The 16,066-nt window shown below is 68.4% G+C and carries 17 protein-coding genes and 1 pseudogene; 5 read left to right on the top strand and 13 right to left on the bottom strand.

All coding sequences use genetic code 11. From position 1 onward, the window contains the following. Window positions 1-132: 132 nt before the first annotated feature. From AB8619_RS06480 to AB8619_RS06455, 6 genes and pseudogenes are all read right to left on the bottom strand, one after another. Window positions 133-627, bottom strand: a complete 495-nt coding sequence (locus AB8619_RS06480; protein WP_436795644.1) for a division/cell wall cluster transcriptional repressor MraZ — start codon at window positions 625-627, stop codon at window positions 133-135. 107 nt (window positions 628-734) lie between these two features. After that, window positions 735-1,379: a lipoate--protein ligase family protein gene (locus AB8619_RS06475; RefSeq protein ID WP_436795643.1), complete on the bottom strand. Its 645-nt coding sequence runs from the start codon at window positions 1,377-1,379 to the stop codon at window positions 735-737. Window positions 1,380-1,487: 108 nt separating this feature from the next. Next, complete coding sequence (locus tag AB8619_RS06470) at window positions 1,488-1,997, bottom strand: HNH endonuclease (RefSeq protein WP_436795642.1); 510 nt, start codon at window positions 1,995-1,997, stop codon at window positions 1,488-1,490. Between the two features lie 9 nt (window positions 1,998-2,006). After that, window positions 2,007-2,294, bottom strand: a complete 288-nt coding sequence (locus tag AB8619_RS06465; RefSeq protein WP_436795641.1) for a hypothetical protein — start codon at window positions 2,292-2,294, stop codon at window positions 2,007-2,009. Continuing rightward, window positions 2,270-3,526: an acyl-CoA dehydrogenase family protein gene (locus AB8619_RS06460; RefSeq protein WP_436795640.1), complete on the bottom strand. Its 1,257-nt coding sequence runs from the start codon at window positions 3,524-3,526 to the stop codon at window positions 2,270-2,272. The genes AB8619_RS06465 and AB8619_RS06460 overlap by 25 nt, the downstream gene beginning before the upstream one ends. Window positions 3,527-3,585: 59 nt before the next feature. Next, a pseudogene (locus AB8619_RS06455) lies at window positions 3,586-3,705 on the bottom strand (ROK family protein); the annotation flags it as partial. A 113-nt stretch (window positions 3,706-3,818) separates the two neighbouring features. Between AB8619_RS06455 and AB8619_RS06450 the strand changes: the two are divergent. From AB8619_RS06450 to AB8619_RS06440, 3 genes are read left to right on the top strand one after another with little or no spacing between them, the layout of a single operon-like run. Continuing rightward, on the top strand, window positions 3,819-4,811 hold the full coding sequence (locus AB8619_RS06450; RefSeq protein WP_436796353.1) for an AAA family ATPase: 993 nt from the start codon (window positions 3,819-3,821) through the stop codon (window positions 4,809-4,811). Window positions 4,812-4,813: 2 nt separating this feature from the next. Next, the gene (locus AB8619_RS06445) at window positions 4,814-6,022 is read left to right on the top strand and encodes a DUF58 domain-containing protein (protein ID WP_436795639.1); all 1,209 of its coding nucleotides are present in this window, start codon (window positions 4,814-4,816) and stop codon (window positions 6,020-6,022) included. Continuing rightward, window positions 5,941-8,331, top strand: coding sequence for a transglutaminase TgpA family protein (locus tag AB8619_RS06440; protein ID WP_436795638.1), 2,391 nt, complete (start codon window positions 5,941-5,943; stop codon window positions 8,329-8,331). Before AB8619_RS06445 ends, AB8619_RS06440 begins: the two co-directional genes overlap by 82 nt. A gap of 22 nt (window positions 8,332-8,353) precedes the next feature. Here the strand turns inward: AB8619_RS06440 and AB8619_RS06435 are convergent, their stop codons facing one another. The 3 genes from AB8619_RS06435 to AB8619_RS06425 all read right to left on the bottom strand — a co-directional run bounded on the left by AB8619_RS06435 (window position 8,354) and on the right by AB8619_RS06425 (window position 10,647). Continuing rightward, a complete protein-coding gene (locus tag AB8619_RS06435) occupies window positions 8,354-8,731 on the bottom strand; it encodes a DUF3040 domain-containing protein (protein ID WP_436795637.1) in 378 nt (125 codons plus the stop codon). A 92-nt stretch (window positions 8,732-8,823) separates the two neighbouring features. Continuing rightward, window positions 8,824-10,149, bottom strand: a complete 1,326-nt coding sequence (locus tag AB8619_RS06430; RefSeq protein ID WP_436795636.1) for a DNA polymerase IV — start codon at window positions 10,147-10,149, stop codon at window positions 8,824-8,826. 9 nt (window positions 10,150-10,158) lie between these two features. Continuing rightward, complete coding sequence (locus AB8619_RS06425; protein ID WP_436795635.1) at window positions 10,159-10,647, bottom strand: NUDIX hydrolase; 489 nt, start codon at window positions 10,645-10,647, stop codon at window positions 10,159-10,161. A gap of 46 nt (window positions 10,648-10,693) precedes the next feature. Here AB8619_RS06425 and AB8619_RS06420 point away from each other — a divergent pair, with 46 nt between their 5' ends. Beyond that, complete coding sequence (locus tag AB8619_RS06420; RefSeq protein ID WP_436795634.1) at window positions 10,694-11,161, top strand: aminoacyl-tRNA deacylase; 468 nt, start codon at window positions 10,694-10,696, stop codon at window positions 11,159-11,161. 1,590 nt (window positions 11,162-12,751) lie between these two features. Here the strand turns inward: AB8619_RS06420 and AB8619_RS06415 are convergent. The 4 genes from AB8619_RS06415 to AB8619_RS06400 all read right to left on the bottom strand — a co-directional run bounded on the left by AB8619_RS06415 (window position 12,752) and on the right by AB8619_RS06400 (window position 15,485). Next, window positions 12,752-13,279, bottom strand: a complete 528-nt coding sequence (locus AB8619_RS06415) for a DUF3592 domain-containing protein (protein WP_436795633.1) — start codon at window positions 13,277-13,279, stop codon at window positions 12,752-12,754. 901 nt (window positions 13,280-14,180) lie between these two features. Then, window positions 14,181-14,411, bottom strand: a complete 231-nt coding sequence (locus AB8619_RS06410) for a hypothetical protein (RefSeq protein ID WP_436795632.1) — start codon at window positions 14,409-14,411, stop codon at window positions 14,181-14,183. Between the two features lie 185 nt (window positions 14,412-14,596). Then, complete coding sequence (locus AB8619_RS06405) at window positions 14,597-14,872, bottom strand: hypothetical protein (RefSeq protein WP_436795631.1); 276 nt, start codon at window positions 14,870-14,872, stop codon at window positions 14,597-14,599. A 172-nt stretch (window positions 14,873-15,044) separates the two neighbouring features. After that, window positions 15,045-15,485 (bottom strand): hypothetical protein, encoded by a 441-nt coding sequence (locus AB8619_RS06400; protein ID WP_436795630.1) that lies wholly within the window; start codon window positions 15,483-15,485, stop codon window positions 15,045-15,047. A 174-nt stretch (window positions 15,486-15,659) separates the two neighbouring features. Between AB8619_RS06400 and AB8619_RS06395 the strand changes: the two genes are divergently transcribed. Beyond that, on the top strand, window positions 15,660-15,947 hold the full coding sequence (locus AB8619_RS06395) for a hypothetical protein (protein WP_436795629.1): 288 nt from the start codon (window positions 15,660-15,662) through the stop codon (window positions 15,945-15,947). Window positions 15,948-16,066: the final 119 nt, after the last annotated feature.

The following is a 16,066-nucleotide window of genomic DNA, read 5'->3' as shown; positions in this document are numbered from 1 at the left end:
AAAGAGCGGGCGGAGAGTAGGGGCCTTCCATCTCGTTGTCCGGGAGGCTGCGAGTGAGCGGCAGCCGGACTCGTGTGTTCATGCGCTCGTCCGTTGCTCGCGCTCCCTTCGGTCGTGGATCGTGGGACACATTCAGAAGTTCGCCCGATCGAGGGCGTTGACGATCGAGTCGTGGACACCGAAGAGCGAGTCGAGGTCCTCGGTGCCGGCGGGGAGGAGTTCGATCCGGGGGCCCGAACCCAGCACCAGGACCTGGCTCTGGAGATCGGCCTCCACTCGGACGGCGGGCGGGATGACGATCCGGCCCTGACTGTCGAGGCTCACCGGATGGGTGCTCGAGACGAAGCCACGGATGTACTGGTGGGTGATCTCGACGCCGTCGACGATCGAGACGAGGTGGTCGACGGCCTGTTGGAACGTCTCCTCGGTCCAGATCACGGCCCGGCCGTCGAGGACGACGAGGTTCCCGCCGTCGAGGAGGGGGCGCCGCATCTGCGACGGGAGCGTCAGCCGACCCTTGTCGTCGATGCCGTACTGCCCGCGTCCGCGGAACAGGGAGGGAAGGTGAGGTCCGACGAGGTCGGCCTCCCCACGAATCTCCTCTGCGAGCGTCTGCGTCTCCACCACGTAGGGGACACTACGCCCCGTCTAGGTAATGGTCAAGCAGTTCAGGTCACGACAGGTCGATGGGACCATCGGTCAGGGATCTGTCACCCCATCGGCCCCACGGCGGGTCAGCCGAGGGCATCGACGAATGCGGCCACCAGGGTCTCGGCGTCGACGTCACCGACGCCCGTACCCACGGTCGCCAGCGCAACTTCCGGCGGCGGAGTCCGCAACACCGAGCGCAGCGGCTCGGGATCCCAGTGGCGTGGGATCGCGCACTGGAACCGGGCGTGGCCCCGGGTCCGACGCTGGCTGATGCCGACGAGCTTCCGGCCGGCCCGGAGAACCTCCCCCGGCCCGGTGCCCGAGAAGCACACCAGGTCCGACCACTCCGTGCGGACGAGGGGCCCCTCGTGCACCGCGGTGTCGCCGATCCCGATGGATGCGAGCGCAGACGACCACGCCCGACCGATCGGGGCGAACGCGTGGCCCACGTCGTCGGTCCAGAGCGGGTCGAGGCGCGGGATCACCACATCGACCCAGAGCGGTTCGCCGGGGGCGACCCAGACGGCCCCACCACCACTGCGACGGCGGACCACGTCGACCCCGGCCGCGTCGGCGACCTCCCGGTCGACGACATCGAGCGACTGGGTCGAGCCCAACACCACGGCGGGGCGGGTGGCCTCGAGGATCCACAGCCGACGGCGACCGTCGGCGGGCACCTCCATCGCATGGAGCGCCGCGGCAGTTCCCCGGTGGTGCTCGACGATCATCCCGACGAGCGTACGACCAACCCCGATCCGACCCCCGACCCCACCGTTCTGGTGAACGGATGCGTCATCTCATGGTCACCATCGTTCACCAGAACGAGAAGGGGGGGGTCAGGCGGTGAGGGCGGGTTCGGAGCCGAGGAACTCCTGCCAGTCGCTCGGGACCGCGCCGACCATGACCGAGATCCAGGAGAACCCGCGGGGAGTCGTCGGCGTCGACAGCAGCGACATCGACGTCTCGTGCAGGAGTCGGTCACGCTTCTTGACGTTGCAGCTCCGACAAGCCGCGACCACGTTCTCCCAGACGTGCTGGCCGCCCTTCGCCCGTGGGATGACGTGGTCGATCGACTCAGCCGGACCGGCGCAGTACTGACACCGATGGCCGTCACGGGCGAAGACCGAGCGGCGGTTGAGCGCCGCCCGGCGCCGGAACGGGACCTTGACGAACTGGCGGAGTCGGACGACGGAGGGCACGTCGACGACCAGGTGCTCGGAGTGGAACTGCTCGCCCGACGGCGAGACGAGCACGGCCTTCTCGCTGAGGAGGAGCACGGTGGCCCGCCGGGACGAGACCACCGAAAGTGGCTCGTACGTGGCGTTGAGCACCAGTGCCCTCGACATCTCGGGTACCTAACCCTCGACCCCGGCCGTCGATCCCGTGGACTTCGACCACCGCAACCAGGTCACGACGTCGTCGGCGACCAACGGGGCGCCGGGATCGCCGTACGCTGTGGTCATCCGGAACGCCATCCAGTCCCGGTCGGGCACCGGGAGGAACGGGCGCTTCGCCCACCACCGGGTCGGGACCAGGATGCGGAGTTGTCGCAACGCCGCCCGCCACAAGTCGGGGCGCACGACGACAGCGACCACCGTGGCCAGGGCTCCGCGCGGGATCAGCGCGACTGTTGGTCTCGCCATGACGCCCCTGGCTCTGCCGCACGCGGCTCCTTGGGGAGGCCGAGCACCATCTCCCCCAGGATGTTCCGCTGGATCTCACTCGACCCGGCGTAGATCGTCCCGGCGCGAGCGTTCATGAACGTCCCGACCCACGACGCCGAGTCGTTCGGTGCGCCCGGGTCGTCGGTCTGGAAGCTGCTCGCCGGCGCCCGGCCGCTGGGCACGGTGGCGTCGACCCCGAAGAGGTCGAGCGCGAGCTCGGTGGCCCGCTTGTGGTACTCGGACCAGAACAGCTTGAACATCCCCGCCTCGGGGCCGGGCGAGCCGCCGTTGAGGTAGGCGGTGAGCGTCCGGAGGCCGCTGTAACGCATGATCTCGACGACCGAGTACGCCTCGGCGAGGCGCTGACGCACCACCGGATCGTCGTCCTTGCCGCGATCGCGGGCCAACTGCTCGAGGCGGTCGTATTCGATGCGGAACATGACCGGGAAGGTCGCCGCGGCCTCGCCCCGTTCGTAGCCGAGCAGCGTCATGGCCACGGCCCAGCCGTTGTTGATGCCGCCGACCACGTTCTCCTTGGGGCAGCGAGCGTCGGAGAAGAAGACCTCGTTGAACTCGGAGTCGCCGGTCATCATCTCGATGGGGCGGACCTCGACGCCCGGCTGGTCCATGGGGACGAGCAGGAACGTGATGCCCTTGTGCTTGGGCTGGTCGGGATCGGATCGGGCGACGACGAAGATCCAGTTGGCGAGATGACCGGCCGACGTCCAGATCTTCTGGCCGTTGATCACCCATTCGTCGCCGTCGAGGACGGCCCGGCAGCCGACGTTGCCCAGGTCCGAGCCGGCGTTGGGCTCGGAGTAGCCCTGGCACCACTTGTGCTCGCCGCTGAGGATCTTCGGGATGAAGTAGGCCTTCTGTTCCTCGGTCCCCCACTGCAGGATGGTGTTGCCGACCATCTGGATCGAGAAGACGTCGTTCATGCCGCCGGTGGGGACGCCTGCCTTGGCGAACTCCTCGGCGAGGATGACCTGCTCCTCCTCGGAGAGACCCGGACCGCCGTACTCCTGGGGCCACGAGGTGGCGAGCAGGTCGTTGTCGGCGAGCGTCTGACGCCACTGCTCCATCCACGGCAGGACGTCGTCGTGCGGAAGCGCACCGATGCCCTTCCAGTTCGACGGGAGCTTCTCGGCGAGGAAGGCCTGGACCTTCTCTCGGTACTGCTCTGCGGACTCGCCCCACGTCGGTTGCATGGTCGGAGATTCTGCCAGATCGACGGGTCCCCACGGCCGCAACGGGGCTCGTCGAGCAGCGACGTCACGTCGGCGAAGAGCGCCTCGGCCGACCCACGAGCCGCCGTCGGACGGCGTGAGCGGGCCAGGATCTCACCGTCGTCGTCCACGACCCCCGCCTCGAGCTGGGTCCCTCCGATGTCCAGCGCGAGCGTGACCTTCCGACCACGGTAGGCGGCTGCGCCGCAGGCCCCGGCCGGTGGGACCTAGTCTCCGCAGTTCAGCCCGCTGTCCCCCACAAGAACACGGAGCACTGGTGGCCACGAGTCAACGTCCGGCACCCCGCACCGCCCCGCCCGCCGGCAGCTTCGCTGCCGCGTGCGACCGTCTCGCCGATGCCGTCGAATCGGTGATCTGCGGCAAACGCGACGTCATCGAGCTGGTGATCGCTGCGCTGCTCGCCGATGGCCACGTCCTGCTCGAGGACATCCCTGGCGTGGGCAAGACCAGCCTGGCGAAGGCCTTGGCTGCCTCGATCGACGGCGAGTTCGGTCGTGTCCAGTTCACGCCCGACCTGCTCCCGACCGATGTGTCCGGTGTCAGCATCTTCCATCGCGGACGTGACGAGTTCGAGTTCCGCCCGGGCCCGGTGTTCGCCAACATCGTCCTCGCCGACGAGATCAACCGAGCATCGCCCAAGACCCAGTCGTCGCTGCTCGAGGCGATGGCCGAGCGCCAGGTCACCGTCGACGGGACGACCTACGAACTCACCGCCCCGTTCCTCGTGATCGCCACGCAGAACCCGATCGAGCACGAGGGCACCTTCCCCCTCCCCGACTCCCAGCTCGACCGGTTCCTCATGCGGATCGACGTCGGCTACCCCGGCGCGGCGGCCGAACTGGCGATGCTCGACAGCCACGGCCAGACCAATCCGCTGGACGCGGTCACCCCGGTGATGACCACGGGCGAGATCCTCGCGTTGCGCGATGCCGCCACGGCGCTCCACGTCGCCCCGCCCCTCAAGCAGTACCTGGTGCAACTCGCCGAGGCGACCCGGGCGCACCCCCAACTCGAGCTCGGGATGTCGCCACGGGCGACGCTCAGCATGCTCCGCGTGACACGCGTGTGGGCCGCCATGGCCGGGCGCGACTACGTGACGCCCGACGACGTCAAGCGCCTCGCCGAACCCGTCCTGGCCCACCGCCTCCTGGTCACGCCCGAGGCCGACCTCCAGGGGATCTCTTCGAGCGCGATCCTGGAGGACGTGCTCGACTCGGTTCCCGTTCCCCGGCCCCGCACCGCCTGACCGTGCGGCCGACCAGACATGGCCTGCTGGTCGCCGTCGGTGCTGCGGGCCTGGTCGCGGTCGGCCGGTTCCTCGGTCTGCCCGAACTGTTCGCGATCGGCGCGGCGATCGCCATGCTCGTCGTCGCCTGCGGCCTGTGGGTGAGCACGCGGGCCATCGACGTCGTGGTCGCCCGGAGTGTGCGGCCGAGCCGGGTCCACGTCGGGAACCCGTGCACGGTCGAGGTCCAGGTCCGCAACCGTGGCCGCCGCACCTCACCGGTCCTGCGCCTCCACGATCCGGTCACCGGCACGGCCGGAGCCGACCTCCTGCTCGCCCCCATCCCGCTGCGGAAGGTCGCCAAGGTCGCGTACCGGTTGCCGACGACCAACCGCGGTCTCGTCACGGTCGGCCCGATGATGGTGGAGGTCACCGACCCCTTCGGTCTGACGACAGCACGCAACCGGGCGAGCGGGCCCGTGGAGATCACCGTGCTCCCCCGGATCGACGAGATCCCACCGCTCGCCCGCACCGTCGGCCCCGACCCCGACGGCGGCGCCGAGACCGGATCGCTGGGTCGCGTCGGCGAGGACTTCGCTGCGCTGCGCCCCTACGTGATCGGTGACGACCTCCGCCGGGTGCACTGGCCGTCCTCGGCCCGCACCGACGACGACCTGCTCGTCCGCCAGGACGACATCCCGTGGCAGGGCCGGATCTGCGTGGTGCTCGACCTCCGCCGCGAGAACCACGACGTCGACACGATCGAGCGAGCGGTCTCGGCCGTGGCGTCGATCCTGCGTACGCACCTGCGGCGTGGCGATCACGTCCGGATGGTCTCGACCACCGGCGTCGACACCGGCTACGGCACCGGGGCCTCGCACCTCGACGGCATCCTCGAGTACCTCGCGATCGCCGACCGTTCGGGACGCGGCACGATGCACGGCGCGCTCGATCTGGCCGAACGTGGAGCGACCGGCGCCCTCGTCGTCGTGACCGGACGACCGAGCGGCCCCGATCTCGATGCCGTGGAGGCGATCGGGCCGTCGATCAGCCTGCGGCGCATCGTCCGTCTCGACATCGCCGACCGCTCGTCCACGTCGCGCCGCACGCAGGTCCTGGGCGTCCCTCCGGGTGCGTCGTTCGCCGACGCATGGATCGAGGCGACGCCCTCGAGTGGTCGGACCTCGGCGACCCGACGGGCGAGCGTCCGGCGACGGACGGCAGCCCGATGACCGCCGCGACCGAGACCTGGCCACGACGCAGGACGGCGAGCGAGACCGGCGAGTTGCCGCTCCTGCTGCTGTCCGAGATCGCACTCACCGCCGTGACCCTCGCCGGGGTGCTCGGCCTCCGGCGCGCCTTCCTCGGCACCGAGTGGTTCCCGGCGCTCGCGGTGCAGGTCGTCGCTGCCCACGGACTCGCAGCGTTCCTGCGTCGCCGCGGCGTCTCCATCGCCGGTTCGGTCGCGCTGGTGCTGGCCGCCGGCTTCATCGCCGTCACGTGGGTGCACGCCGGGGACACGACGGCGTTCGGCATCCCGACTGGCGACACCTTCGAGGCCATCGCAACGGCGTTGAACGACGCGGGCACGATGTTCTCCGAGGTCAAGGCACCGACCGACGCGCTCCCGGGCTTCCTGATCGCGTCGTCCGCGGCGGTGTGGTTGGGCGTGGCGCTGTCCGACTGGGCGGCCTTCCGGATCGGCGCGTCGCTCGAGTCGACGTTGCCGTCCGCGACGCTGTTCCTCCTCACGGCGGTCCTCGGCGCCGACGTCGATCGGGTCCTCGTCGCGACGGTGTGGGTCGTGACCGTGCTGGCGTTCCTCCTCCTGCGGCGCGCCGACCGCCTCGGCCACACCGCGACATGGGTCGGCGACCGGAAGCGCACCGGCCCACGGTCGATGCTGATCCTCGGCGGGGCACTGATGGCCGTCGCGGTGCTGGTCGCAGCCGTGATCGGGCCGCGGCTCCCCGGCGCGGAGAGCGAAGCCATCCTCTCCCTGACCGAGATCGGCGACGACGGACCCGGGACCAGGGTCACGGTCAGTCCGCTGGTCGACATCCGTTCGCGGCTCGTCGAGCAGGCCGATGTCGAGGTGTTCTCGGTGCGCAGCCCCGTGCGTTCGTACTGGCGTCTGACGTCGCTCGACCGCTTCGACGGGCGGATCTGGTCGTCGAACGGTTCGTACGGATCGGCCGACGGAGACCTCGACGACGGCGTGCCCGTCGCGTCGGAGCGGGTCACGTTCGAGCAGTCGTTCTCGATCAACGCGCTCGCCCAGATCTGGTTGCCCGCGGCGTACGAACCGCAGTCGGTGGCCACCGCCGTCGACCTGCGGTACGACGAGGTGTCGGGCACGATCATCGTCGACACCGACATCCCGACCTCCGACAACACCGACTACCGGGTGACCTCGGCGCTCCCGCAGCACGACGCCGCAGCGCTGGCGACCGCTTCGTCCGAGATCCCCCGCGACATCGCCGACCGGTACCTGGGACTCCCCGACGACTTCCCCGTCTCCGTGCAGTCCCTTGCACAGGAGATCACCGGCGACGCGACGTCGACCTACGACGCGGCACTGCGCCTGCAGGACTTCTTCCAGGACAACTTCACCTACGACCTCGACGTGGGCGCTGGTCACAACGAGGAGGCCATCGAGCAGTTCGTCCTGGAACTGCGGCGTGGCTACTGCGAGCAGTTCGCCGGCAGCTTCGCGGCCATGGCCCGCAGCATCGGCATCCCTGCCCGGGTCGCCGTCGGGTTCACCCCGGGCAACAGCAACGCCGTCGACCCGACGCTCTACCGGGTGCGCGGCGAGCATGCGCACGCCTGGCCCGAGGTGTTCCTGGGCGAATACGGCTGGGTCATGTTCGAACCCACACCCGGTCGCGGTGCGCCGTTCACCGAGCAGTACACGGGCGTCCCCGAGGCCCAGGTGTCGTCGGGCGGCAACGGAGCCACCGCCACGACTGCGGTCTCCCCTCCCTCGACCGAGCCGACGACGTCCCCCGACACGTCGCAGCCCGGACGCGACACGGTGAACCCCGACGACCTCGAGTCCGGCGGCATCGACGGTGCCGAGACCGAGCCGGCACCGAACCCGTGGTTCGGTCGGGTCGCCTGGGGTGCGGGGATCCTCGTCGCGGCGGTGGCTCTCTATCTGCTCACGGTGCTGGTGGTCACGGCGCTGCGACGTCAGCGCCGGCGCCGCGCTGCGGTCGAACCCGGCCAACAGGTCGCCCTCGCGTGGGATGACTCGCTCGGAGCCGTCCGGCGTGCGGGCGTGCCCATCCGCGACGCCCTGACCCAGACCGAGGTCGCCGAGCGGGTCGCCCAACGCCTCCCGGGCGCGGCCGAGCCGATGGAGATCCTGGCGATGGCGGTGCAGGCGACGGCCTATGCACCGGTCGCGCCGTCGACCGACGACGGCGCCGACGCGCGAGTGCACGCGAGCGAGGTCGAGCGCGTCGCCAAGGCATCGATGTCTCGGACCGAGCGACTCCGGACCCGATTCGACCCTCGGCGCCTCCGGGACGGCTGACCGAGGAACCTGCTGTCGGGGACTACTGCTCGTCGCGCTTGAAGCGCTCGCGCATCTTGTCCGACGACGATCCGAGCACCTCTCGGAGGCCGTTGCCCGCCTTGATGGTCTTGGTGACCGACTCGAGGCCCGCTCGGCCCATCTTCCGGGCGTTGCGTTCGATGACCAGGGCGCACGCCAGCATCACCAGGAAACCGCCGAAGGCGAGGTACCAGACCGGGAGCGCCAGCACGAGGGCGGCGAGTCCGACGACGAAGCCGACGAGCGAGAGCTTGATGTTGCGCCACGCGTGCTTGTAGAGCGTGGTCTCGCCCACTTCGCGGGCGAAGGCCGGGTCGTTCTCGTAGAACTCCCGTTCGATGTCCTTGAGGATGCGCTCTTCGTCTTCGGAAAGCGGCACCTGACACCCCTTCTCGGCCATTCGTACAGCGGGTTCGCTCCGTCGCGTCATCTTCGCACACGTCGACGACGGCAACAACGCGCTCCTCCACTCTACCGAGGAGGCCGCTTCGTGGGGCTGGGTGGTTCGTTCTCCCCCGACTCCGACGTGGCGTCGGGACCCCACGGCCGTTCGCCCGGTCGAGAAGCCCGCGAATCGCCGAGGAGGGTGGCCGGACGGAGTGCATCGGTCCCGAACCGCTCTCGTACGGCATCGACGGCCTGGGTCACGGCTTCCCAGGCCGCACCGTCGGCGGCGGGGGCGGTGTCGGGCGTCCGGGCGAGGTCGTCGAGGGACATCTGGCGCGGTGCATCTTCTGTCAGGTTGGTCAGCGAGACGCCGAGCAGTCGGACACCCGAACTGATGTCGACCTGATCGAGCAACGCGGACGCGGCCCGGACGATCGAGGGACCGGAGTCGACGGGCCCGGGCTGGGTCGCCGACCGCGAGATCGTCGAGAAGTCGCCGAAACGGACCTTGATGCTGACCGTCCGTCCCGGGAGTCCGTGGTGCCGGACACGGTCGGCCACGGCATCGGCCATGCGGACCAGGTGGACGTGGAGTCGGTCGCGGTCGTCGATGTCCTCGGCGAAGGTCTCCTCGTGCCCGATGGACTTCGGACGTGCGTCGGGCACGACCGGGCGCTCGTCGATCGCGTGGGCCAGCGCGTGGAGGTGACGACCGCTCGCCTCGCCCACCGCGCGGACGAGGGTGTCGAGTTGCAGTGCCTCGATGTCGGCGACGGTGCGGACACCCAACCGTTGCAGCTTCTCGAGCGTCTTCGGCCCGACCCCCCACAGCGATCCGGCCGGCAGCGGCCGGAGGAACGCTCGCTCGTCACCGGGTCGGACGACCGTGATGCCGGTGCCCGGGATCGGCCCGTCGACCGACGGCCGGGGCTTGCCGTGTTCGGTCGCCAGCTTGGCGAGGAACTTGTTCGACGCGACCCCGACCGAACAGGTGAGTCCCTCCTGGTCGAAGATCCGGTCGCGGATCCCTTGGGCGATCCCGACACCGTCGCCGTGGAGTCGACGGCTGCCGGTCACGTCGAGGAACGCCTCGTCGAGGCTCAACGGTTCGACCAGGGGTGTGATCCCCCGGAAGATCTCCATGATGCGGCCCGACACCTCGCCGTAGAGCGCGTGGTCACCTGGGAGGAAGACCGCGTCCGGGCACAGCCGCTTGGCGCGGAGCGACGGCATCGCCGATCGGACGCCGAACGCCCGGGCCTCGTACGACGCCGCGGCGATGACCCCTCGGGCGCCGGTTCCGCCGACGACCACGGGTCGACCGCGCAGCTCGGGACGCCGATGTTGTTCGACCGACGCGTAGAACGCGTCCATGTCGACGTGCAGGATCGTCCGGACGGTCGCCGACACCGTGGACCGTCAGTCCAGACGGATGACGGACGACCCGGTACGCGTGTCGCCCTCGACCCGGTAGCGGAACGATCGAGGGTCGGTCCATCGTTCACCGAGCCACGCGAGCATGGGTTCGCGAGCCGGCACCCACGAGGTGTCGAGGCACTCGCGACATCCGTCGAGATCGAGCCATGCGGCGTCGACGACGATGCCGTCGGGGTCGTCGACGGTGATCTCGCCCTCGAACCCGATGGCTCGGTGCACCTCGACCTCGAGCGTCCAACCCATGTCGGGCGCCTCGGCCTCGACCCGCCACAACGGACCCTCCCACGCTGCGACGCGCAGCCCGGTCTCCTCGTGCACCTCACGGGTGAGCCCCTCGAGGATCTCCTCGCCCGGGTCGACGACCCCACCGGGCGTGGTCCAGTCGAGGGAACCGTCGCGCCGCTGGTTCTTGACCAGCAGGAGACGACCGTCGAGCTCGATCAGTCCCCCGGCAACAGTCCATGCACGCACGGTCGCAGTCTGTCACCGGCGGAGACGGATCGGGCACGATGGACGCATGCACGCGAACGCGAAACGGGTCGTGGCCGGTGCGGCGGATGCCGGCGTGACGATCGAGGTCGTCGAGTACCCCGAAGGGACCCGCACGGCACAGGACGCAGCCGATGCCGTCGGGGGTCCGGTCTCGTCGATCGTCAAGTCGCTGGTGTTCCTCCTCGACGACCACCCGGTGATGGCACTGGTGGCCGGCCACAACCGCCTCGACGAGGCGAAGTTGGCGGCCGCGCTCGACGGTTCGACGGTGGGTCGCGCCGACGCCGATGCCGTCCGCGCCGCCACCGGCTACCCGATCGGTGGGGTCCCGCCGTTCGCGCTGGCGACCGACCTGGCGACGGTCGTCGACCGCGCGCTGCTCGACCACGAACAGGTGTGGGCTGCAGCGGGCACGCCGAGACACGTCTTCGCGGTCGCCCCCGAGGACCTCGTGCGCCTGTGTGGCGGTTCGGTCGCCGACCTCGCCCAGTAGGTCAGCGCATCCGGAGTTCGGCAGCAAGTTTGGATGAACGGGTGGCTAGAAACCGTCCGGGAGCGATAGGTCGTGGTCGGAGCTTCGAGGCGCGGTTGCGACGCCGCTGAAGAACCGGCAATCTTCCGCTGGTGGACTGGGCGAACTACCGCGATGCCTCGGAGCGAGCCTGGGCGCGCAACAGGCCACGCACGTTGCTTCTCCACCTCGTCCCTTGGCCATGGGCCGGCCGCGCTTGGGCGAAGACAGTCGCCTCGCGGCTGCGAGCGGTCGTCACCGACCTGGACCGATTGGAGCCTCCCAACGGGCATCGCCACGAGGTGGAGCAGCACTATCTGGACCCCCTGCGTCGGGCGGCAGTGGCGGCAACCGAGGCGGCGGCATCCATCCAACTTCGGACAGGAATGGTTCAGGCGGTGCTGCAGCAGAACCAGTCGATCGGGACCTTGTACTCGGACGTTGACCACGAGTTCGTTGTGACGAACGGTCTACCGCAGTGGTGGCTTCCCCGGACTGAAGCCTGGGAGCCTCGTTCGACCGGTTGAGATTTGGATCAGGTTGATGAGGGAGCACGGACGCCGCGGGCGCCCGCGCTATGTGCCGTTCTCTGGCGGCGACGCATGTCCCGGTGCCACACAGAACGTGCCCCCGGAACGTTCTGTTGACCAACCGTTGCTGCGGGTACACAAGAGAACGGCACCTCGGTGCGGGTTCTCCGTTCCGGGTTGCGATTCCACTCACCAGCGCGCGGAATCGAAGCCCAGAACGGATCGCCACTGGTTCTGGGTTGCGATTCCCTTCACGGGCGCGCGGATCCGCAACCCAGAGTCAATCCGGGCCGTACCGATTGCCGGGTCGCGCGGGCCGTGTCCAACAGCTATCGGGAAAACAGAGCGGTCGGCAGTCGTCGGATTGGTATCCGGCACCCGCAGTGCAACGGCACGTAGACGCTACTCGCCTCCCGGCGGATACCACCCCTCCGGTGGCCTCTGGACCAGCCTGCCCGGCACCGTCTCGCGCCGAGCCCACCGCTTGCGGGCCGCCCGGTCCGAGACAATACGTCCGGTGGCCAAGAGCCCGTCCTCTGAGACCAGGCCGACGCCGCCGAGCACCGCTGGCTCTCCCGGCCCGGCTAGCCACCCGAGGACAGAGCGTGTCATGTCCCGACGAAGTGGCAGGCGAATGACGACATCAGGGTCGCCATCGTCTGGCCCGTAGAAGAGCGCGTAGTTGCAGCCGTCAGGAGGCCGCGTCCATCCATGCGCTCGAACTTCTCGGAACTCGGACGCCCGAATTGCTTGGCGGGCACACGTCGCCCGCCTCCACGCGATCCCGTAGAGAGCGCCGAACATCAGACCGAACCCGCAGAGAAGCAGCCCGATCTGCGGAACCGCTGCCAAGCCGATGACGACGCTCAGGGCAATCCCTACAGCACACCCGGCCATGACCGCTGCGCAGGTTCGAGCGAGGCGAGTCGCATCACGAATCGCCTGCTCGACTGCTGCGTTTGGCGGCCCTGCCATGCGCTGGAGCATGCCGAGTGAATCGCGTCGGCGTCAACGAAGACGTGAACGTCGGGACGGTCGCGACCTACACACGGCTACGTCGCCACCGTTTCCAAAGGTCCGCGACGCCCGCAGCCAGAAGAAGGAACGAACCCGTGATCATGACCAGCGTGAGGACGTAGGCGGGTCGGCTCTGCGGCTGCTCCTTCGCCAGGGTGGCGCTTGCTGGGTCATCGGGATCGACGAAGACGGCGACAGCCTCCCCCGCGTCGTACGAGTTGCTGCCGAAGATTTCGCCGTCGAAGTCACGTCCGTTGAACGAATAGCGAAACTCAACCGAACTGGGACCGCGGATCGGGTCGCGTGACTTCGTCACTACGCCGGGCACTTCCACGCCAGCTTGAACGAGCGCGTCCTGCCGGTCGGATGCTGGACCGAGCAGGAAGCCCGCAGCCACGAGTGTCAACATCCCGAGGGCGATGAACGTGATCCCACGGCGGACGGTCGGCCGACGCCATCGGGACCAACGGGACGGGTCGGCCATCGCTGGAGAATGCCGGTTCCTGAGCGCAGCGTCCAGCCGCCAACCGATGATCGGTGCGGTCAGCGTCATCGACCGGGGTCACAGAGTGGGTGGCGAGTAGCGGCACGAACGCCTGTCACGAGCCGTGGATTCAGCCTTAGGCCGAGGCCGACGGATGCGTCAATCGGAGAACCGTCGGTGTGCCGCGGACTCGTATTCGATCCTCGCTCGGCGCTCAACCAGAAGCGCGATTGCGAAGAGGATGGCCATGACCAATACGAGGAGCGCATCGCTCCCGATCAACCCGAGGCACCAAGCCTCCACCAAGATCAGCGGCAAGAAGAAGAAACCAGCGTTTGGAAGAGGCTGCCGGGTAAAGCGATTGCGGACCATCAAGAATCCGGTGCCCAAGAACAACGAAAGGCTTACAGCAAACGACACATCCGAGAGTCCCACAGCCTTCGAAGGATGCCGGGTACATCGCAGTCCAGTCAACGGATAGCTGGATGATCGGTGCGGCAAGCGTTTCTGAGCTCGACCTCGATCAGGCGAGGACTACCGGCACGTAGGCGCGGTCAATTCTGGTGCTCGTAGGCTGTCGGTCCTGGCTGACGAAACCACCTCACTCCCGCTGCGGCTCTGGATCACCGTGCTGTGTGCGGTCACTGGCTTTGTCCTTGGCAGCGTGGTGACACTCGGGGTCTGGCTCGTGGTCGTGGAGTCGCCCCCCGTGGGAACGGGCGTGGAACGAAGCTCGGCCGACGCCGTTGGCATGGGCGGCGCGGTCGGAGCCATCGTGCTTGCCATCATCGGGAACGCGAAGATCCACCGACGGGGCGAGTAGCGCCGACTGCCGGATCCCGGTCCCGTCCCGCACGCCGTACTGGAAATTGCGGGCAGGACCGACCTCGACGGCGTGTCGGTCGACGACCAAAGAGAATCGGACCTCGGTTCGGCTACAAGCTCGGAGAACCCGAATTCAAATAGCCGATCACTCACGCTCCCCACGGAGAAACTGGCGCAACATCTCGATCCAAAGCAGCGCACATGCGGCACCGGCTGCGCCGAGCAGCAGGACCTTCCATGTTGGGTTGCCCCCACGGATCAGTCCGATCACCGATGCGGGCAGGAACATCGTGCCCACCAGGACATACCAGGTGCCCGACGAGACGGCCCACTTCACGGCATCACGGCCGCCTCGTCCTCCGTGTCCAGCCCGCATGCCCAATCACCCATCCGATACATGTCGCCACTCAAGGTGGCGTCGGCGCCGCATTCTGCCGGACGAGCACCGCCCGCGCTATTGAAGAATGGGTCTTGATCGGTGCGGTTGGCCTTCTCGACGGCGGGGTGTTCGAGGCCACCAACGAGCGGCACGTCGGCGCTGCCCCGGGGCTGCGACGCAAGTCAGCAGCGGACCAAGCGAATCACGAGCAACCCGCATCCGATTGCGATCGCCGTCAGAGGCACCAGCGTGAACGTGAGGCGGAATCCCCAGTCAGTGGCCATCATGCGGAGCACCTTGGGCGAGCGCCCGGACAAACGAACGCGATCAAAGGCGTTCCGCAGTTGCGGACGAGCCAGTAGCAATGTGCACGCGCACAACACGTAGATACCGACCGCAAGAACGGTCGCAACGTCGCAGAAGGCGGAGGCGGAGGTGGAGGCGGGAGTGTCGTCCACGGGTTCGTTCAGGGTCGCCGCCGAGTCACATCCGTCACCACAGAAGACTGCAGGATCTCGCTAGCCCTTGTCACGCAGAACCGGTCAATCGGCGCGCCTAGCGGCCTTCGGGCTCGACCCACCTCACCCGCTGGGCAACAGCACGTCGGAGCGGTCGGGTCACGTTCTCACTTCAGAAGCTCAGCACGAGGACAACGAGTGCACCCATGGCAAGTGCGGGAAGCGCCGAGCCAGCGAGTCCCCGTGCCCCATCCGAATTCGGGGTCGAGCCTGCGAGCCCGATGAGAAGCCCGGCCGTGGGCAGGAGAACGAGCGCCGCAAGTACCCCGACGAGCACGGTCGGGATGAGAAACGAGGCCGTAGCGAGCGACAGGAGTCCCCAACGGGAGGCCGAACGCAGCGGGTCGGATTGTCGTAGAAGCCGCGTCCAGAGAGTTCCAGCGGCTGTCGCGAGGATCGCGAGAACGATCGCGAACTGAGTAATGCCCAAGAGGCTGTCCTCCGACGCCTCGCCGCGGTTGTTGATGTACACCAAGATCTGCCCGAGGAGCATCCACGGAGCCGTGGAGAGAATCGCTACCCCGACGGCAGAGTTCTCGATCCGGCCAAGCATGCGCTGGAGAGTGCCGGGTCGCGCGGGCCGGCGTCCAGTAGAACTGAAATGCGAGCGAGCCGTCGATCGAGAAGTCGCTCCGAGGTGGCGCTTCGCCTCGGCACCACCGACGAGCGTCACATCTAGTGCGGAACACTCGGCTCCGAGGCGGGCAAAGGTGGCAGGCTGAGCCAGGTGGTCATCGAGAAGGCAAGCGATCGGTGGGGACCGGCAGACCAGGCCCCGAATCGGCTCCAGCGCTACGTCGCAGCCAAGTTGCCAGGGTTCGTCTTCTTCCCCCTCGCTTCGTTGGTCTTTGCCGTTCCAATGACCTTGATCTACGCCATGCAAGACGTAGGCCGGGGGAAGCTGCTGGCACTGTTCCTGTTGTGCGAGATCGGGTTCTCGTTGTCGATGGCGTTCTTGGCGCGCCGGAGCAACTGGACCGAGAACCGAAGGGAGCGTCGGATCTACTACTTCTGACCGACGTCCGCGCGCTGGTCCCGACTGGGCCGCCCGCCGTCCCTAATGCCGGTTCTGGCGCGGTTCCGCAAGGGGCCAACCGCACCGAACGTTCAGCGCCGTCGTTCTGTTGCATGGGA

The organism is Actinospongiicola halichondriae (assembly GCF_049103745.1).
GTDB classification, from domain to species: Bacteria; Actinomycetota; Acidimicrobiia; order Acidimicrobiales; family Salinilacustritrichaceae; genus Salinilacustrithrix; species Salinilacustrithrix halichondriae.
Note: the sequence above shows the minus strand (reverse complement) of the source record. Positions and strands in the feature narration are given on the sequence as shown.